Source organism: Pseudoalteromonas sp. MB47, from assembly GCF_011319765.1.
Taxonomy (GTDB): Bacteria; Pseudomonadota; Gammaproteobacteria; order Enterobacterales; family Alteromonadaceae; genus Pseudoalteromonas; species Pseudoalteromonas simplex.
Genome location: NZ_VFBD01000018.1, coordinates 97,674 through 118,002, shown reverse-complemented (window position 1 = coordinate 118,002; position 20,329 = coordinate 97,674). Strand labels below are relative to the sequence as shown.

Below are 20,329 nucleotides of genomic sequence, written 5' to 3'. Positions count from 1 at the left end.
AAAACTAAACAGATAAGATAACGCTCTCGTAAGACTTTATCGCTTTACTAACAGAAAAAAAGTTTGCTCTTTCATTTAGATCAATTGGCGAAGTACAATCAAGCTCTTGCATCAAAGCATTTGCAAGCTCTTGGGTTTCGCCAGGAGTAACTAGCCTACCCCAGCGACCATAATCTAGAATTTCTCTAGGGCCACTAGGACAATCAAAAGAAACGACCGGAGTACCTAAAACTAATGATTCAATTAAGACATTGGGAAAACCTTCATATAATGAAGTAAGCAATGTAACTCTAGCACCTAAAAAATAAGGTATAATATTTCTTTGGAACCCTTCGAAATCAACTTTATTTGATATATTCAATTCATGACATAACCCTCTCAAATCACCTTCAAGACTGCCTCTACCAACTATCTTCAAACGTATTTGCGGATAGTTTTTAGAAATTAAAGAAAAAGCAATTATAGCATTATGAAAAGCTTTAACTTTTTCCAACCTGCCAACACAGAGTATATATTTACAATCATTTTTATTAGGTAAAGGGTTATTTCTTCTATACTCCTCAATTAAAGAAGAAACAGGATTATGAATGACTGAAGTTCTGTGAGTGAGTGATGGGTAAACACTAATTAAATCTTTTTCCATCTCAAAAGACTGATTTATAACCCAGTCTACTTTTTCTATTGGAACTCCAAAAAACTTCCTTGTTAATTTCTCAAATAAATTATATTTATTTAAAGCTCGACTTTCACTTAAAACACTTATATTCCTAGCTATAACAGAAACCTTTGACCTCAAAATCTTTTTAGCAATTATAGTCAAGTCAATTAACTCATACTTAAATACAAGAATTTTCTTAGGTTTCACTTTTAACATATATTTTATAATACTTGGTAAAGCGTATCGCGCACGACTGACTTTAAAGTTAACAAGATTAATATCACTTGAAATTCGGGAAATATAATCTGGATTATTTAAATTCAGTATAATCAAATCAATATCCCACCCCCTTTCAGCCAACCCATTCGCAATATTTATACAGACAGCTTCAGCTCCACCACCTGAAAGTGAGCTAACAAAAAATGTACACTTTTTAGTTTCCATAAACTACCAACAACGTTAAAATTTTAATACCCAGTAATACCATAGTAAAATATTGAAGGAATTATATGCGATAAGCATGTAGACCTTTAATGTAAGAGGATGTAAAGATTTATGAATAGCGTATGCGAAAAAAGGTAACCCTACAGCAATAAAACGGACACTATAGAAACCAAAAACAACATTAAAACAAGCTACCGATAATATAAAAATTGCAAAGAGAGATAAGTTATCTAAGTAAACCTTACTTTTAGCTATCATAAAAGTAAACAAAAGTACTATCCAATAAGACATATACATAATACCACTAGATACATCTGGATATTCTGCTCTCCTATCGTTTAAGAATGTTAAAATAATTTCTCGCATCGGGCCCATCATAAAGGATGCAACAAATGCAACAAGTACCACATAATTAAACCTACCCCCCTGACTTAAATCAGTATAATGCCCTGAAATATATATTAAAAAATACCCTAAAACAAAAATTACAGAAGATGTATGGATAGATAAGCTCATCAATATAAAAGTCACTAATAAAAACTTTTTCTGCCGAAGAATATAAGCTAAAGAAAGAAAAACAAATGCAACACCAATTCTAACTTGAGAAAAGGCAAGATCAATGAACAGTGGATTTATAATAAAAACTATATAAAATAAGTTTGTTTTATATATAACGAAAGAAATAAAAACCAGCAATATAATAAAAGATATTAAAAGCAAATACAGGTCGGCACTACCAATATAACTAACTAAAAGTTCTCCACCTTCATTCCAAAGCCATTCCCTTGTAAAGTACGTAAGAATAGAGTGCTCATCAAAATAATCAAAAAAAGTTTGCCCCCTAGCAAAGGATTGGAGATAACTATTCCTATCTATACTAGCTTCTAAATAACCATTGATACTTGAAAAGAATAAAAATATAATAAAAGAAATAGAAAAAGAAAGTAAAAAGTAAAACAACTTTACACTTAGCTTTCTATCTATTGAACAGTTAGTTAATAGCATGATAATTCTTATTTGAAATACTACTAGTAACTACTCGCCAGTAAACTGTAGCTACATAAAAACATCTCGAAATTAACTCGAGGGTGAAATCATTTAAGCAGACTTTTTATAATCCATTCTTGAGGAATAAAAGAGCCTGAGTGCCACTTAAGATTCTCATCCCAATAGCCTGGGCATGGATCATAGAAGTCTATAGCAAAACCATAACTAAGCTCAACCATGTAAGGCACTCCATTCTCATCCCAAATAAAATCAAAAGCAGCTGACTGAGAATCTATAACACTATTTACTTCAAATGCGATCTTAATGCATTTGAGGTCAATACATTCTCTATCATAAGCTTTAACTCCACTGCCAGAAGCTCTAAAGTCACCATCTCGAACATATCTTTTAACAGCAAATGCCTTACTATCAATAACTATAACTCTTAAATCAGAGTCATTCTGTGCTATAAAATCTTGAAAATAGATATAACCTTTTTCTGGGGGATATTGTTTCGCAAATTCCGACATTACTATCATTCTAAATAAAGCCTTAACGACTGAAAATAAGTTGTTTTGGCCTGATTTATATTTCTTTATAGTGTCTTTTAAATGCGTAACTCTGTTAAACTGTGGAAAACCTCTACCAAAAGCCTGCTTGATGAGTCTTTGTGCATGCTTCTTACTTTCTACTAACCTTACATTTGCAGCCCCCGCCCCCCCTTTTAATTTAAAAACTTTTGGGAAAGACGTTTCTTCACACCACTTCAATGCACTTTTCTTATCATAGAATACATAACTAGGCACTACTGGCGCATTAATAGACTCGAATAAATATTTCTGAGCAACTTTATTATCAAAGTGCCAACCAGTTTTAAAGTTAGGAAAAACTTTGACACCTGAATGCTCAAGGGCATATAGTATATTTTTTGCAGTTATAACATCTTTAAACAAGTTATGGTGGTGATGCCATAGGAAAATATCACACCCTTTTACCTGCTCAATTATGTCATTATCAAACGCATTTACAACTTTAAAGTCTAAATTATTGTTTTCGCAAAAAATAATCCAACGGTCAGAAAAACTCCCCTCTCTATGATGAATTGCTATTTTCATTTTTTAAGCTTTCCCTTTATTACAGCTTTAGATAAATCACAGTGCGCCTCACACCGTATTAGATTATAATAATATGAAAGACCTTTAATATTCGAAAAGTTTATTTTTAATTTATTTAAAAGTATACTTAATAGCTTATTTTTTATAAAAACTTTGGGTGACCAATAGTTTAAATAAGCCTTACTTCTAGTTTGAACATAATCATCCCAACACCTGTTTAAGAGTGCATTGTCAGTAATAACAGTGGATAATTCCTCTACCTTCTCTAACACTTTATTTACACCATTATTAGGCAGAATAAGTTTATAATTTGACTTTTCTTGCATAACATGGTGGATATTTGTTTTTAACTTTCCATTAATAAATTCAACTTCTAGTATCAACCCATCATACCAATCATTATTTTTGCTTTTTTCAGTGAACAAAAAATTACCCAAACTATAATATATTGGTACACTTTGGTAGATTTCATACCCACTTACGCAGTGAGTATGGTGGCCAACAACGAGGTCAGCGCCACATTCGGCATAAAATCGATATTGCTCTTTCATCCTTGGGCTAGGTAAGGAATAAAACTCATGACCTCCATGTACAATAACAATCACATGATCATAATCTTGTTTTGCTTGCCTTATTCTTTTCAGATCTTTTATGAAATCCATACCATTAGCGCCAGCGGAGTCTTCTTCAGCGCTAGCCCACTCATTCTCTGCAATATTCACCAAAGCAACATTAACTTTATTATTACATATAACCCTGGTACGAGAAGCTTCACTTAAGTCTGCGCCAGCTCCAACAGGAAGCACATTATTTCTTTTACAAAAATCAAGTGTATCTAAAACACCTCTCTCGTTATAGTCTTTTATATGGTTATTAGCTAACGCTGCAACATTTATATTTAAACGCTTGATAAGTTCTAACGTACTTTCTTGTTCGGCTTTTAGATGCGGTCCTGTCTTTATTATTTTACTCGTAGAAGAGGTGATTGGGGCCTCAAGGTTTACAATATTAAAATCTGATCCCTGAAAAAGCTCAACTATAGCTTTATCTAGGTTCTCAGTAACATTATATTTTCGAGTAATAGCTAAATCGCCTGTAATTAATAATTTCATATCAACATCGAGCATTTTTTCTCTCTATCCAAATTTCAACTTTTTTTGCCTTTCTGTACATACAGCCACCTTGCAAGGCATGTGTTAAAGTCGCAGTCAATGCAGCGCCAAGATACCCATAGTAATGAATTAAAGGAAAAGCAATCAAAAATCCAAAAATGGAAGTAAATAGTATTATATTCCTTGATTCTCTTTCGAAACCGTGAAGAATGAGGTAATTGGTTCCATAAATATTACGAAATGATAAAAATATTATTGAGAATGCACTTATTCTCACAATATTTACAGCAGAATGAAACTCTTCTGTTAGAAGAAGTTCAATTAAAATTGGAGCAAATAAAAACAAAATAGAACAAAAAAACAGGGAAAGAGTAAGGTGTATTCTCACATAAACTTTATGCTTATCAGCTTTTCTCGCTAAAAATGGAAAAAAGACTCTAGAAACCACCTGCATAAATTGTTCTGAAATTGATAAAAGTTTTCGCCCAGCATCTAAGACACCTACAGCAGCAGGGCCACTCAAAAAACCTAACAGCACTGTAGAAAACCCATAATATATATTAGGTAAGAAATTAATTATAAAAACATTTGTACTTTCTTTTATCATCTTGAATATTACTCTTGGTTCTGGCTTGTAGATTTTAACTTTCCACTTCACTACAATAATATATAACGCAAACAAACCAGAAACGGCATAGCCTGTCGAAACTAGTAAAGGCTGTAATAAAAAATCACTTTTATCTTTTATTACAATAAAAATCAATATTGTAAAAAGAGCCTTAGAAATCAAATTTATAATTGTTATATACTTCATTCTTTCTAAAGCCTGAAAGTACCATTCAGGGAATAAAATATGCCCTGGTATCAAACTAAACGTAAAAATCAATATCTCTTTATTTTCATAAAAATATGGAACTGTATATATTAGGAGTAATAAGAAAATAAATGAAAGAATACTAAGGAACACTTTAGACCAGAGTACATTAGAAAAGATTTGAGCTGACCTTATAGGGTTATCACGATTCCTTGCTAGATCTCGAGTGGCTGTATAATTAAATCCCCAATCTGTTATAGTACGAAACCACAAAATAACAGCGGCCGCGAATGCTATCTTGCCGAAACCATTAACCCCAAGTACTTTTGCTAAATATGGAAGTGTTATTAATGGAAAAGCATAACTAGCAATTTGGAACAACAGGAGATAACCGAAGTTACTAGCTAGGACTTTTCCATCTTTACTTTTAGTTAAGCGTTTAATTAAACGCCCTAAATCTATTGGCATTTAATTTAAAATTCCTGCATACCAAGGAATTGCTTTATTTATTCCATCTAAAATTCTAAACTCTGGAAAATACCCTAAATATTTGATGGCTTTTTTCACATCAGCCTGCGAATGGCGAACGTCACCAACTCTAAATTCACGATATATTGGCTTTTCATTATTTACATTATTAATCTCACTTAACGCTGATTGTATTGCCTTATACAAATCATTCAAAGTTGTCCTATCACCTACTGCAACATTATAAACTTGGTCTTTTGCTTCATCAGACGCTGTTGCTGCTAAGATATTCATTTGCACAGTGTTCTCAATAAAGCAAAAGTCACGGCTAGTTTCGCCATCACCATTTATATAAACATCTTCACCTTTAATCATAGCCGCTGTCCATTTAGGGATTACAGCAGCATAAGCACCATTAGGATCTTGGCGCTGACCAAATACATTAAAATAGCGCAATCCTATTGTTTTAAATCCATAAGTACGAGCATAAACACCTGCATAAAGTTCATTTACATACTTTGTTACTGCGTAAGGTGATAGTGGATTACCAATATTTTCTTCAACTTTTGGTAATGCTGGGTGGTCACCATATGTAGAGCTACTTGCAGCATAGGTAAAGCTTTTTACCTTAGCTTCTTTTGCTGCTTGTAGCATATTCAAAAAGCCAGTTATATTTGCAGCATTTGTTGTAAGCGGGTCTGCAATAGAGCGTGGTACTGAGCCTAATGCAGCTTGATGTAACACATAGTCAACATTATTAGCTAAGGCTCTTTCGCAATCTTGATAATTGCGGATATCACCCTCGATAAAAGTAAACTTCTCCCACTGCTCAGCAGTGACTAAACCTTGCACTTCATCTAAATTATGTTGATGGCCTGTCGCAAAGTTATCTAAACCAATTACTGTTTGATTTAATTTTAATAAATGCTCTAACAGGTTTGAACCAATAAAGCCTGCCACACCAGTTACCAGCCAAGTTTTCGTGTCAGCTTGTAATTCTGTTTTGATCTGTTCGTAACGAGTCATGGAAATCCTATAAGATTTACTTGATGAAATTGGTAGGGGCTTACGCCCCATGAGTTATTTAGATGATGGTTTTATAAACGCATATCTACGCAATCTTTTGGTAAAACATATTTTAAGTCATAAAGCACATGCTGTTCTTTGCCTAACGCTCGTATTTGTTCTACACCCATCTCTTTGAACTCATTATGCCCAACCGCAACTACAACTGCATCATAGTAGTTTTGTTTATACTCGTTGGTAAGCGATAAACCATATTCATGTTCAGCTTCTTCATTTGAACACCAAGGGTCAACCAAATCTACATTGATGTTGTATTCTTTAAGCTCCGTTACAATATCAACCACTTTTGTGTTCCGTAAGTCAGGGCAATTTTCTTTAAATGTTAAACCCATTACGAGTACATTAGCACCTTCAACATGAATTCGTTTTTTAAGCATTTTTTTAACAAGCTCAGACACTACATGCTTACCCATACCATCGTTTAATCGGCGTCCTGCTAAAATCATTTCTGGGTGGTAACCTACGCTTTGCGCTTTATGTGTTAAGTAATATGGATCTACACCAATACAGTGCCCTCCAACTAAACCAGGGCGGAATGGTAAAAAATTCCATTTAGTTCCCGCCGCCTCTAACACCTCTAGTGTATCAATGCCTAGTTTATTAAAAATGATCGACAATTCATTAATTAAAGCAATATTCACATCGCGTTGAGTGTTCTCAATAACCTTTGCAGCTTCAGCCACTTTAATTGAACTCGCTTTGTGAGTACCCGCAGTAATGATTGACTTATAAAGTTGGTCTACTAATTCTGCAATATCTGGGGTTGAGCCACTTGTTACTTTTAAAATATTAGTAACACGATGCTCTTTATCGCCTGGATTAATACGCTCAGGTGAGTAGCCTGCAAAAAAATCTTGGTTGAATTTCAAACCTGAAACTTGCTCTACTACTGGCAAACACGCTTCTTCAGTTGCGCCTGGGTAAACCGTTGACTCATATATAATTATGTCACCTTGTTTAATAACATTACCTAGCATTTCGCTTGCTTTAATAAGCGGCGTTAAATCTGGTTGTTTATGCTCATCAATCGGTGTAGGTACTGTGACAATGTAAGTATTACAGCTTTCTAGATCGCTTACTGTATGTGAATAACTGAGGTTGGGTGATTGTTTTAATTCTTCATCGCTTACTTCTAACGTCGTGTCATGGCCGCTTTGTAGTTGTGAAATGCGACCTTGATTGATGTCAAAGCCTAAAGTTTGATATTTTTTGCCAAATTCGACTGCCAGTGGTAAACCTACATAGCCTAAACCAATTATGCCAATCTTTAGGTCCGTTAATGAATGATGCATTTTAAATACTCTCTTAAACTAAATTTTTTAAATCAGTGCAAACACCTTGTAACTTTAATGCTAACACTATTTGAATCTGCTATTTAGGTGACTAATGTTTCAGCCATAATTTTAGAGTCTCAAGAAGCCTAGAAACTAAAATATTATTACGTAAGCCTTCTTTACCAACCATGAACCTTTCATGTTTAATTACTCGACTTGTACTCATAGTTGTAATAACCATAATACCCATAGGCATTACTGGCTTTTTTGAGTACGCCATTAAACACCACACCTTTCACATCAATACCATTTTGCTCAAAACGGTTACGGGTCAGCTCAAGCTCACGAAGGTGGTTTTGGCCAAAACGTGTGACTAATAAGGTACTACCTGCATGGGCGCTGACAATAGCTGGGTCGGTTACAGCTAAAATTGGTGGCGTATCTATAATTATAATATCGTAATGCTGCTTAATGGTGTCAATTAGCTTAGAGAAGCGCTCATGCATTAATAGCTCAGATGGGTTCGGTGGTATTTGCCCGCGAGTAATTAAGTGTAGGTTTGGTACCTTAGTTTGCTTAATTACATTTTTAAGCTCTAAACGGCCAGATAAAAAGTCACTTAAGCCGTTTTCCCATTTATCGTTAAACGATTTTTGTAGGTAACCTTTACGCATATCGGCATCAATAATTAGCACTTTTTTATCACTCTGTGCCAGTACCGTTGCTAAGTTAACCGATACAAACGATTTACCCACACCTGGGCTTGGGCCCGATATTGCAATTACGTTGTTTTTAGCTTCCATCATCGCAAAGTGCAAGCTGGTGCGTAAGCTACGCAGAGCTTCTATTGATAAGTCAGCTGGGTTTTCTACCGCTAATATGGTGTTAGCTTGTGTTGTTTTACGGTTTTTCATTCTACCAAACGACACCAGCTTATCTTGGTGATCAGAAAACGGTACGCTTGCATACACAGGTAAACCAAGGCCTTCAATTTCGCTTGGGTCTTCAATACCTTTATGAATAGCTTTTTGTATTAATACTATGGCTACTGCTAACATGCCGCCCAGCATGGTTGCCATTACCACTATTAATGCTTTTTTAGGCTTAACTGGCTTAGATAAGTTAACCTCTGCGCGGTCAATAATACGTACGTTACCTACCGTACCTGCACGCACAATGTCTAGCTCTTGCGTTTTACCTAATAGCATAGTGTAAATTTGGTTACTTACTTCAACATCACGCTTTAAGCGTAATAGCTCTTGTTGAGTCGATGGTAAGTTAGTTACTTCGCCAGTTAGGTTTTTCTTTTGTTTTTCTACCGCTTCAATTTGCTCTAGCACCCCTTGGTACGTTGGGTGGCTTTCTTTAAATTTACGGCTTAACTCAAGGCGTTTTAGTTCTAGCTCTTGTAGTTTAGTTTCTAGCTCTACAATTTGTTCAAGTACACCTTGGGTCTCTAGGGTAATGTTTACCGACTTTTGCTTTATTTGGTAATCGTTAAAACGTTTTTCGGCATACTCTAGCTGCTTTTTAACCTCTGGTAATTGTACTTCTAAAAACTCGAGTGACTTTTGTGCTTCTGCGCTGTTTCGGTCAATATTACGGCGCACATAAATAGAGGCTACTTTATCTAGTACTTTTTCGGCGTATTGGGCACTCTCGCTTTGTAACGTTAGGGTAATAATGCCCGAGTCTTTGCCTTTTTCACTGGCACCAATCGCCGCTTGCAGGTCAAGTATTGTATTTAAGCGGTCGCGTTTAGTAATTGTAAATTCAGTACCTGGGCGTGCGTTAATACTACGAATAGTTAAATCAATAATTCCGTTAGAAAGCTCTTGACCAACATGACCAGTTAATATGGTGTCGCCATCTTCGTTTTGCAGTTCAACTTGATTATTCTCAAGAGCAACAATAATAAACGTTGTACCTACATTAAAACTTGGCACATCGAATCTAAAAACGTCGATGCTTTCGCCGCCCCAAGCATATGAGCTAGCGCCCCAGCTTGGCTCAGCCAATTCACCTGGTGACTGCGGCTTAAAACTTCTGAATGCGCGGTTACCAATCATAGGGAATAGTTTTGGCTCTACAATTACATCTAGATTTAGGGTATCTACCGCTTCACCAATTACTGAGCGCGATTTAAGTAGCTCTATTTCGGTTACCGCCGCAGAGGTACTCTCGAACATACCACTCATGTCATCAAAACCAGGTACCGATGCACTGCTGTCTTCAACTTGTATCATCGCGCTTGCTTGGTACACTGGCGCTGCGTACATAGCGTAAATAGCACCCACCAGCATAAATACAGCAGTAACTGCAGCGATAAAATATTTACGATCGAGTAAGGCGCCTACTAGCGCCATTAAATCGATTTCTTGAGAGTTTTGTGTGTTTGCACTGCCGGATTTATTACCAGACAGGCTAGAAGGCTGAGCATTCATTAATGCAAGTTTCCTTATAAATACTTTTGCCAAGCGCTGCAGGCGCTATCGATTAGGTCGTACACATGTTTAAATGCTTCTTCGCTTTGGCGGTAAGGATCGGGGATCTCTTTGTCGCCAATCCACTTTCCTAGCAAAAAGGTTTTGCCTCGCGCTTGTGGGTAACGCGAGCATAGGTCGTCTAAGTGGCGTTTTTCCATCACCAAAATTACGCTGTTTTGCATAACTAACGACGAGCTAATTTGTCGGCCAGCATGGGCCGACATATCAATACCTTGCTCTTGAGTCAGCTTTTGTGCCATTGCATCGGCTGGTTTACCTTCTAATGCAGTTAAACCTGCCGACGATACCGCAATGTTCTTACCTTGCAACTTACTTTTAAGTACATACTCGGCAGTTGGGCTACGGCAAATATTACCTGCACATACTACTAATACTGAGTCAAACATACTTAACCTTAGTTGTTATTCGAAATATCGTTAACAGAGTCAACTGTTGATACTGAAGGTAATAATAGGCTAATTACACGGTTCCAACGCGCAAGCGGTGCTGATGTAACATACACAATATCGCGTGGTTGTAATTCAAACTGCTCAGCAAGTACTAGTGCAGCTACATTCTTTGCGTGAAGTTGGTAAACATCAGCAATAATGCCGTCTTTTTCTAAGTCGCGCTTACGTAATACAAAAATACCATTTGCATCTGCTGTTGCTTCTCTAATACCGCCAGTATCACTAAGTGCTTGTGCTAGGTTTAAGCCGTAGCGGTCAACATTTACTGTGCCTGCTTTTTGAATATCGCCTAGTACATATACTTTTTGTTTATCGTCGCGATTAACATGCACAATATCGCCATGCTTTAATAAACGGTTTTGCGAAATATCACCATGAGCGTAAAAATCGTCTAGTTTGATTTCTTCTGTTTTGTCACCACGAGTAAACGTAACTGTGCGCCAATCAGCGCGGTCTGTTAAACCACCCGCTTGGTTTAAAGCATCGATTAGCGTAAGTGGAATTTCAGTTACCGGGTAAACACCTGGGTTTTCTACTTCACCTGTTACGTAAGCTTTTTGGCTTCTAAAACCAACTACTTTTACGTCGATTTGTGGGTCTTCAATTACGCGACTTAGGCGTTTAGCTAGGTCTTGGCGTACTTGTGCAACTGTGCGGCCAGCTGCCTTAATGTTTGGTGCATAGGCAAATGTAATCGTGCCATCTGTTTGTACACGGAAGCCGTCGAACTCTGCAGTACGTTGTACTGCGGCAGGAATGGTTAATTCTGGGTGATCCCAAACGCCAATCGTTAATACGTCACCTACACCTAATTTGTATTCATAATCGCTTACATTTACACCGGCTAAGCTATTAGGTTGGCTAACTTTTTTGTTGTTTGCTTTTTGTTGATTTATTAATGAAGAGTCAATAATTTGGATATTAACTTTTTCGAGGTCTTTTTCTAAATTTTCGACTTGATCACCTGAGTCAATGCCTTCGTAGTGACTACCCGGAATAATCGTACAACCACTCACTGTGATAATAGACAAAGATGCTAAAAGGAGTTTAAATTTGAACGCCATTCTTCTTCCCAAAAGATTGTTGTATTTTGATTAACGTTTGCTAGCTTAAGCTGGCTAATTAAAGCATGCGAGCTTGTTATACGCAAGTTAACAAACCAAACAGGCCGATATAATTCCCGCATAAGTAATTCAACACTTCTAAGGCTTTGTACATGTTGAATCTAGCCGGTGTTTAAAATTAATTAGGTACTATAAATTTTTACTATTTTGCACTTTTTTATACTAAAGTATTGCAAAATTATGAAGACGTATTTATTGGAAGAGGCAGCCTAATTTGTAACTTTGATTAAAAGTTAACCTTCCCTTTAGTAATGTACATCCTTTAAAGCGGCTAAATTATATCTTTTACGGCCAGAATATCAATCTTATTTCCGATTTGGTTACAATTTTTAGGTGATGAATCTTGGATTAGGTAGCTTTAAGCAATTACTCACATAGAAAATAAGAGCCAAAAAACAATATTCACAAAGAGGATAAGAGAGCGCTGCGCTTTAGAGGATAGTTCATTAAAAGTGTTATTAAGTTTGAATTGCGTATTTGTTCTGCTGCTTCTGAGCTATCTGTGCAAAAGAATTATTGAACCACAGAGGGCACAGAGGCTCTGCGCACTACACAGAGAAGACCTAACTATCACAATGAGCTTATGAGACGCTGCGCTTTAGAGAAAGTAATGTTTTGGTTTCCTCATTCTTTTCTCGTTCACTTCTCTTTGTGCAAATATTTTCGGCACTAAAGTACCACCTACGAGCTGGCTTTTGTCAAAGCTCTACAAACAACACCGTTTAGCTTCAAACTGACAGCTGAAAACTTATGGCTATTTCTACTCGGTAGTTTTCTTTCTTAGCTTTCTCATAAATGTTAACACTTTCCAAATATGAGTAATCAGGTAGCTGTATACAAAAAACACAACTAAAAAGACTAGCAAACTGATTGTTTCGCTTACTTGTTCTAAGTAAATACCTAAGCAGGTCATTAATAATGAAAGCCCGGCAATTAAAAACAATGTTTGCTTTGGTGTTGCACCTGCTCGCATAAATATATGGTGTAAATGTTCACGGTCAGGTTTAAATGGTGAGTCACCTTTACGGATTCTTCGGATCATAATTGCAGCCATATCAATTAATGGCACCGCAATAATCCATAGCGCAGTAACTGGGGCAAGAGCAGGTTCTTTTGATTGAGTGCCAATACATAAAAGCCAAATAATAGTAAACCCGATTAGCATGCTGCCTGCGTCGCCCATAAATATTTTTTTATACTTCTTAATTGGCCAATTAAGGTTAAACATTAGGTATGCGGCTATGGCACCTACATAAAATACACATAACACATACCATTGAATCCCTGCTCTGAATAATAAAAAGGCAAGTGCAGTAAAGGCTATAAGAGATAAAACCCCAACTAAGCCGTCGATGCCATCGACCATATTGAATGCATTAATACAACCGACTACAGCAAGTACCGTGAATACAGCCGAAAAATAACCAAGTTGAATGTTTGTATCTGAAAATAGATTGCCTAAAGACGAAAGCTTATAGTCTAGAAAAAATACCATTGCTAGCGCGATAGCTATTTGAGTTAATAGCCTAGGTTTAACAGAAATGTCTTTGTAATCGTCTACTACACCTATTGTTACCATTAAACCCGATAACAAAATATAAGACACAACCTCTACTGTCATCGGCAAAAAGATAATAACACTTAGGCTTATGCCTATAAAAACACAAATCCCTCCTACTAAAGGGACTGATCCTTCGTGTAATTTTCTGTGATTTGGTCTATCAACTAATCCGCATTTGAAAGCGATTGGCTTTGCAAGCCAGACCTGTAAATAAGTGATAAAAAACGCACTAAATATAAAAGACAATATTTCAAATGGCATTAGTAGAGTTAACCCGAGTGTTATGAAACCAGAACCGAAAAATCAGAGCATTGTAATACAAGAACGATACCCCGAGCAACTGGACCGTAAGGAAAGACAACTCGGTTTAACAAATTCAGATATTTCCTTTTTTAATTGGTTTAGCTTGCCTGCTGTAACGGACTATTTTTAGTGACAATCTTTTTGCGAACTTATTTATACGCCAAATATTATTTAGCACTGCGCAATAAACAATAAAAAGGCATAAAAAGCTAAAAAACATGACAGACTCACTCACAGCTTGTTGTTCTCCATAAATTCCCACCATAGAAAACGCCACACTAAGCAAGAATATAAGTAACAGTGTACTTCTCGAAGATAAACCTAAACGAAGTAAAACATGATGTAAGTGCTGGCGGTCTGCATGAAATGGTGAACGTCCATTTCGAATTCGGTAAAGAATAACGGCAGCCATATCAAGCAAAGGAACGGCCACTATCCATAACGCGGTTACAGGCCTAAACCCAGTATTTTCACCTTGCGTATTTATAACAAGCAACCAAACTACGGTGAAACCTATAAACATGCTCCCCGCATCGCCCATAAATATTTTTCTGTAACGAGTGCCAAATACACCAAGGTTAAAAATTAGATAAGGAATGAGCGAGAAGATAATTAAAATAGTGAATAGGTTTTCTTGATTTTTTATTGTCAGTAACAATGCAATAGATGCCATCGTGTTAATTGCCATTGCACCGAGTAAGCCGTCTATGCCATCAACCATATTAAACGCATTAATCATGGCAACCACAGCGATGTAAGTAATAACTAACCCAAAATAGCCTAAGTTTACATCACCAAATGAGAATAAGTTTCCTAGATTTATTAAATAACTATCTATGGTAACAATCATAAAGGTGGCAATTAATAACTGAAAACCAACCCTAAACCTAACGCTCAAGCTGTGTTTATCGTCAACAACACCCAACATCACCATTAACCCTGCGGCCGATAAATAACTAACCAGCTCAACATCTACAGGCAACCAAATACTACTCGATAAAACAACACTGCAAAAAACGGCTATTCCACCAATTAGAGGAACATGCCCGTTATGCTGTTTTCTTGCACAAGGCTTGTCTACGAGTTCAAAACGTATTGCAAATGGTCTTAGTACTTTTATGGCTACAAGCGAAAAAGCAAAAGAAGACAGAACAGCTAAGAAAAAGTCCATGTTTCCCCCGCGCCAATTTTATCCTTGGCACTATTAAAGATTTACAAACAAAGCAAAAATTTGGATTACTAACGACATGTAAGCATAAAAAGTGTAAACATTTTGTAGTTATTACCGACGAATTTGTAAACACGTTACATTTTAGGGTTTCATTTTAGCAGATGCTTAATCTTTAGCCACTTCGAATAACGGATTATGCAGATTAATTACACATTACATGATCAGTTTATGTTTTTGCTTAATTACTCTTGCTTAGTGACCGCTACTAGTAACCTCAAGAAAGTTAGGTATAATTCGCAAGTTAAAATTCTAGATATGTGCCAAAAGGTTTTGAACAGATGCTCGATAAAGACGCTAATAACAATGTTGTTTCTCCCCCAGAGTTAGGTGAGATAATCGCCTCTATTTGGTCTTTCAAAATCTATATTATTGCTATGTGCTTGATTGCAGCCGTTATTGCTGTTCTTGTAGCAATTAATACGCCTAATGTGTATCGCTCTGAAGCTTTATTAGCCCCTACCGAAAGCCTACAAGGCAATAGTAGTGAAATGGGGTCACAACTTGATGGCTTAGCAACACTTGCCGGTTTAGGTGGGCTAGATAGCAAAGGCTTTAAAACCGAAGTTGCACAAGCAAAAATCCTCACAAAAGAGTTTTTATATTCATTTATCAATAAGCATAACCTCACCGTTGATATTTTAGCTGTAGAGAGCTGGAATAAAGAAACCAATACCGTTACTTACAACGATGAAATTTATGATGCAAATAGCCAAACTTTTAAGCTATCTGATGAAGTAAGCCTTGAATGGCGAACCTATAAAGTACTTACTGAAAACCTTATTATTGAAAAAGTGCGTGGCGGTTTAATCAGTATCACTTATGAACACCCCTCGCCTAAAACTGCGCAATTTGTTGTTGAAAACATTATTAAAGACATAAACAATCAAATGCAAAAATTTGACATAGAGCAGTCAGATAAGAGCATAAAATACCTCGAAGAAAAGCTACAACAAACTAACGTTGCTGACATGCGCTCAATGTTTTATCGCTTAATTGAAGAGCAAACGAAAAACAAAATGCTAACCGAAATAAAAAGCGAGTATATTTTTACAACGTTAGATCCTGCTATTGTCGCTGAAGAAAAGTCGGGCCCTCGACGTGCTTTAATTGTAGTTGTTAGCATTTTACTAGCTGGCATTTTAGGCTGTTTTATTGGCTTAATCAGATTTTACAGAGGCCGCTAAGTGAGCGAACTAGTTACTATATACATGCCAACTCATAATAGAGTTGAAAACCTGAAAAGAGCCGTGCAAAGCGTATTTAATCAAAACTACGCTAATTGGGAGCTGATAATCGTAAATGATGGCTCTAAAGATAGCACTCGTGCTTACCTAGATAAACTGGCAGAACAAAATAGTCGAGTTCGTGTGTTTCACCATGAAGAAGCTAAAGGCGCCTGTGCGGCTCGTAATTTAGCGATTCAAAATGCCAAAGGTGAGTTTATTACTGGCCTTGATGACGATGATGAATTTACGGCTAACCGCTTATCTTATTTTTTAGAAAATTGGCAAGCAGAATACACATCGCTCTGTACACCTGTCACTATTTGCAAAGGCGACAAACAAACTCCACACACTTTTTTTGTTGGTGAGCTAACTCTCGATGATTTACTAGTTGTTAATAAAGTCGGCAATCAATTGTTTTGTGAAACTGAAAAATTAAAACAAATTGGTGGTTTTGATGCTGGGTTTAAAGCATGGCAAGACTACGACACATGGGTACGATTTTTTAAACAGTTTGGTAAAGGCTTAAAGCTTCCCGAGTCGACCTACTTGCAACACGAAGAGCAAAGTGAAGTAAGCATAACTCGTTCACCTAACAGGTTAATCGGCTTTCAACAATTTCTAGATAAACATGCTTCTTTACTCAATAGAAAGCAAGCTAATGCCATGCAATGTTGGCAAGCTATCATTAAAGGCGATTGGGTGCCTATCAATTTATTATTCCGCTCGCACAGTGATATTTATAAGTATTCTATTTTCCATAACATCAAAAAAATATTAGGAAAATAGCCAAAATGCATATTGCTTTTGTTTTAGAAGACTTTTCATTAGGTGGTGTTGAACGCGTCACCGAGCAACTTATTATTGGGCTTAAACAATATCATGATTGCTCAATTTCTATCATCTGCCTTAATACCCAAGGTGAACTATATGATCGATACCAACATTTAGGACATATACATCAATTAGCAGGTCGGTTTGATTTTAGCGGTTTTCGTCACTGTGTTTCTCAACTTAGCCCTGACCTGATTGTATTTACTAAAGGTGGTTTATCTCGGTTTGCTTTTGTGGCACCCAGAAATATCAAAACAGTTGCGGTACAGCACGTGCCAATTAACCTACCTCAAGAAGGAAAGCTTAAAAACGTTTTACGACGTTTAGCTGCAACTCTCTTGTATCGCCAAGTTGATAAAATTGTATGTGTTTCTGAAGGGATCAAAGATAACTTAACCGACTTTAACGTTGCAAGAAAACAAGATTTAATAAGAATCTATAATCCTGTGCTTGATCCTAGCCTTATAAACCGCGCTAAAGAGAGTGTTGAGTATTCCGATTACTATGTATGTGTAGGACGATTGCATTTTCAAAAAGGCTACGACTTTTTAGTTGATATTATTGCTGATGTAAAAACGCGACATGAGAACATAAAAGTGGTTATTTTAGGTGATGGCCCAGACCGTGACTTATTAACAACTCTAATTGCTGAGAAGCAACTGAGCAATAACATTATTCTTCATGGTGCTACGGATAACCCTTATAAATATATTCAACATGCAAAAGCAATTTTACTTCCTTCACGCTGGGAGGGGCTTCCTACTGTATTAGTTGAAGCGGCATTCTTGCAAACGCCAATAATCGCATTTGATTGCCGGTATGGCCCAAAAGAATTAACCGCCAACGGAAAATCTGGTTATTTGGCGAATTTTGAAGACAAAGATAAATTTGCCGACTATATAAATGCGTTTGAAGATGATAAATCTGAACAACTTGCTTCTCCAGACGTGAGTAGCTTTTTGCTTGAGGCTGCTGCTGCCAATTACTACTCATTATTTAAATCAATATTATGAATCAAAACTTAAATACAAAGCTCCTCTCTGGTGAGGTTTTCACGCAAACAAGTCATCAAGCCTTTGAATCGAAGCGTTCAACTGTTATCTCTTTTTTGAACCCTTTTTCATATTATGAAGTGGCAAAAGATGACAACTTGATAGACGGTGTAGACTATTATTTTTCGGATGGCTCTTTGCTTTGCCACCTACACAACCTATTTTTGCCTAAGATCACACGAGCAAGTTTTGATTACAGTTCAATTGCAGGTACATTTTTACAATCAGTCGCTGATACAAATAAAAGAATCGCAATTATTGGCGCAACTGAAGAAGAAAACACCCTTGCGGTTACAGTATTAAAGCAACAATATCCTAGCTTAAATGTGGTTTATCATCGCAATGGCTATATTGAAAGCAATGAGCAAACAGCCTCCGACTTAAATGAGCTCGATATTGATGTTGTTCTTGTTGGTATGGGGACTCCGTATCAAGAACGCTTTTCTATATATTTGAAAGACAACTTAAAGCACCCGGCTGTCATCATTACCTGTGGAGGCTTTTTAACCCAAACATCTATTAAGCCTGATTATTATCATCCATTAATCAAAAAATTTGGTTTACGCTGGTTACAACGTATAGTGATGCATAAACATGTACGAGATAGAGTGTTAAAGGTTTACCCTAAGTTTATTTTTTCTTACTTAAGCACGATGATCAGGACCCATGCAGCAAAAAAGTAATTCAGCTATAAGCACGGCACAATGGCTAACGCTATCAACCTTGTTTATACTTTGCTACTGGCCAACTTATATTGTTCCAGGTTTAGATGAGCACACTGCGCAAAAAACGTTCTTTTTTGTCATGTTGGGTTATTTTCTGATAGTAACGTTTGCAACAAGAACAACTATCAAGGTCCCTAATGTAGCCTATATATACTTTTTTCCTTTAATTGCCATGCTCATTACATTTAGTTTTAATGTGCCGAGCTTTTCTTTTTTTCATGTTTCAGTACTTATAAAGCCCTTTTTGCTCTTTCTTTTTGTCGTATTTTTTTACTCGTTTTTAACGGCACATTTTGATTTAACAGATTCAGCTAGAATCAAAAGCACTTTATTGATTATTTTTTTAATGCAGTTAGCTTTTATCGCTTTGCAAATTATTCTTGGCGACATAGCTGTATTAATGCTTTTTAACTCTAAAGAAGTGTATGAAGGCTTTGGCGTAAGAGCGCCAGGAACATTTGATTGGGTTTATATAACTTGCTACTTTTTGAGCTTCTTTTTAGCTATTTTGATCATTGAGTTTTTCTTGGGTAAAAGTCGATTTAGTGCATTCATATTAATTATTTTTGCGTTGCTCGCTATTTTCTTATCGCAATCTAAAACAGGTTATTTAGCAACCGTTTTAATTTTACTCTATTTTACTTTCTTATCTGCTATTTTAAGACTGGGTATTGCTAATAAAATACTCTTTAGTATGGCTGCTTTACTATCACTTTTGGTTTTTTTGGTTCTCTATTTTGAGGTCAATCTTGATTATGTAACACGTTTTATTGAGCTATCACTTGAAGGTAAATTAGATGGCTCAACATCAACAAGAACTAATCAAACCATTATTGCGCTTACTGAAAGCCTAAAGTATTGGTATAAAGGTTCACCCTTAGCTCTTGAAGGGTTTATTATTGAAAACTCGTATTTAGATTATCTTTTCCGCTATGGAATGTTTGGCCTTATCGCTTTTTTAAGTGTGATTATCACCTTCTATTGGTACTCGCTTGCTGTTTGTATTAATGCTACCAAGCTTTACCGTAATGGCCTTTTAAACTTTCAGACTTTTCAACTAAGCATTGCTTGTCACATCGCTTTTGTTGCCGCCTCTTTATATTCATTTACTGGCACGCCAATAGATGCTTATCGTTCTGCACTTTGGTCTTGTTTTTTAATCTCTTTAACCTCTTACATCAATACATTGATAAAAAAGCAATCGAAACTAAGTAAGCCTAATGTGGCTTATCAATAATTAATGCCTTACGTGAAAGTGCTCTTATTTTAGTTATTGTTTAATTTTAAAGGCTTTTAACAACAATCCTTATTTTCATCTCTCTGTACCTATCAAGCATCAATTAGCCCTGCTACATTTAGGCT

The 20,329-nt window shown here is 36.3% G+C and carries 17 protein-coding genes; 5 read left to right on the top strand and 12 right to left on the bottom strand.

Annotated features, from left to right (window positions below; translation table 11 throughout):
* Positions 1 to 4: 4 nt before the first annotated feature.
* From IMPJCBKJ_RS09375 to wecA (IMPJCBKJ_RS09320), 12 genes are all read right to left on the bottom strand, one after another.
* Positions 5 to 1,102, bottom strand: coding sequence for a glycosyltransferase (locus tag IMPJCBKJ_RS09375; protein ID WP_166339973.1), 1,098 nt, complete (start codon positions 1,100 to 1,102; stop codon positions 5 to 7).
* Between the two features lie 15 nt (positions 1,103 to 1,117).
* Positions 1,118 to 2,107: a hypothetical protein gene (locus IMPJCBKJ_RS09370; RefSeq protein WP_166339971.1), complete on the bottom strand. Its 990-nt coding sequence runs from the start codon at positions 2,105 to 2,107 to the stop codon at positions 1,118 to 1,120.
* 89 nt (positions 2,108 to 2,196) lie between these two features.
* Positions 2,197 to 3,204, bottom strand: coding sequence for a hypothetical protein (locus IMPJCBKJ_RS09365; RefSeq protein ID WP_166339969.1), 1,008 nt, complete (start codon positions 3,202 to 3,204; stop codon positions 2,197 to 2,199).
* Positions 3,201 to 4,331: a CapA family protein gene (locus IMPJCBKJ_RS09360; RefSeq protein ID WP_166339967.1), complete on the bottom strand. Its 1,131-nt coding sequence runs from the start codon at positions 4,329 to 4,331 to the stop codon at positions 3,201 to 3,203. Before IMPJCBKJ_RS09360 ends, IMPJCBKJ_RS09365 begins: the two co-directional genes overlap by 4 nt.
* Complete coding sequence (locus IMPJCBKJ_RS09355; RefSeq protein ID WP_166339965.1) at positions 4,318 to 5,598, bottom strand: flippase; 1,281 nt, start codon at positions 5,596 to 5,598, stop codon at positions 4,318 to 4,320. Before IMPJCBKJ_RS09355 ends, IMPJCBKJ_RS09360 begins: the two co-directional genes overlap by 14 nt.
* A complete protein-coding gene (locus IMPJCBKJ_RS09350; RefSeq protein WP_166339963.1) occupies positions 5,599 to 6,624 on the bottom strand; it encodes an NAD-dependent epimerase/dehydratase family protein in 1,026 nt (341 codons plus the stop codon).
* A 71-nt stretch (positions 6,625 to 6,695) separates the two neighbouring features.
* A complete protein-coding gene (tviB, locus tag IMPJCBKJ_RS09345; protein WP_166339961.1) occupies positions 6,696 to 7,976 on the bottom strand; it encodes a Vi polysaccharide biosynthesis UDP-N-acetylglucosamine C-6 dehydrogenase TviB in 1,281 nt (426 codons plus the stop codon).
* Between the two features lie 185 nt (positions 7,977 to 8,161).
* Positions 8,162 to 10,402 (bottom strand): polysaccharide biosynthesis tyrosine autokinase, encoded by a 2,241-nt coding sequence (locus IMPJCBKJ_RS09340; protein WP_166339959.1) that lies wholly within the window; start codon positions 10,400 to 10,402, stop codon positions 8,162 to 8,164.
* Between the two features lie 14 nt (positions 10,403 to 10,416).
* Positions 10,417 to 10,851: a low molecular weight protein-tyrosine-phosphatase gene (locus IMPJCBKJ_RS09335; RefSeq protein ID WP_166339957.1), complete on the bottom strand. Its 435-nt coding sequence runs from the start codon at positions 10,849 to 10,851 to the stop codon at positions 10,417 to 10,419.
* 8 nt (positions 10,852 to 10,859) lie between these two features.
* Positions 10,860 to 11,978: a polysaccharide export protein gene (locus IMPJCBKJ_RS09330; RefSeq protein WP_166339955.1), complete on the bottom strand. Its 1,119-nt coding sequence runs from the start codon at positions 11,976 to 11,978 to the stop codon at positions 10,860 to 10,862.
* 820 nt (positions 11,979 to 12,798) lie between these two features.
* On the bottom strand, positions 12,799 to 13,860 hold the full coding sequence (gene wecA / locus IMPJCBKJ_RS09325; protein ID WP_166339953.1) for a UDP-N-acetylglucosamine--undecaprenyl-phosphate N-acetylglucosaminephosphotransferase: 1,062 nt from the start codon (positions 13,858 to 13,860) through the stop codon (positions 12,799 to 12,801).
* 115 nt (positions 13,861 to 13,975) lie between these two features.
* Positions 13,976 to 15,073 carry a UDP-N-acetylglucosamine--undecaprenyl-phosphate N-acetylglucosaminephosphotransferase gene (wecA, locus tag IMPJCBKJ_RS09320; RefSeq protein WP_166339951.1) on the bottom strand — a complete coding sequence of 366 codons (1,098 nt, stop codon included), beginning with the start codon at positions 15,071 to 15,073 and terminating at the stop codon, positions 13,976 to 13,978.
* A gap of 338 nt (positions 15,074 to 15,411) precedes the next feature.
* Here wecA (IMPJCBKJ_RS09320) and IMPJCBKJ_RS09315 point away from each other — a divergent pair, with 338 nt between their 5' ends.
* The 5 genes from IMPJCBKJ_RS09315 to IMPJCBKJ_RS09295 are packed head-to-tail and all read left to right on the top strand — an operon-like array spanning position 15,412 to position 20,204.
* A complete protein-coding gene (locus IMPJCBKJ_RS09315; protein ID WP_166339949.1) occupies positions 15,412 to 16,317 on the top strand; it encodes a Wzz/FepE/Etk N-terminal domain-containing protein in 906 nt (301 codons plus the stop codon).
* Positions 16,318 to 17,145: a glycosyltransferase gene (locus tag IMPJCBKJ_RS09310; RefSeq protein ID WP_166339947.1), complete on the top strand. Its 828-nt coding sequence runs from the start codon at positions 16,318 to 16,320 to the stop codon at positions 17,143 to 17,145. It abuts the gene before it with no gap.
* Between the two features lie 5 nt (positions 17,146 to 17,150).
* The gene (locus IMPJCBKJ_RS09305; protein ID WP_166339945.1) at positions 17,151 to 18,203 is read left to right on the top strand and encodes a glycosyltransferase; all 1,053 of its coding nucleotides are present in this window, start codon (positions 17,151 to 17,153) and stop codon (positions 18,201 to 18,203) included.
* Entirely contained in the window at positions 18,200 to 18,925 is a 726-nt protein-coding gene (locus IMPJCBKJ_RS09300; RefSeq protein WP_166339943.1) for a WecB/TagA/CpsF family glycosyltransferase, read from the top strand. The genes IMPJCBKJ_RS09305 and IMPJCBKJ_RS09300 overlap by 4 nt, the downstream gene beginning before the upstream one ends.
* Positions 18,909 to 20,204, top strand: coding sequence for a hypothetical protein (locus IMPJCBKJ_RS09295; RefSeq protein ID WP_166339941.1), 1,296 nt, complete (start codon positions 18,909 to 18,911; stop codon positions 20,202 to 20,204). Before IMPJCBKJ_RS09300 ends, IMPJCBKJ_RS09295 begins: the two co-directional genes overlap by 17 nt.
* Positions 20,205 to 20,329 lie beyond the last annotated feature (125 nt).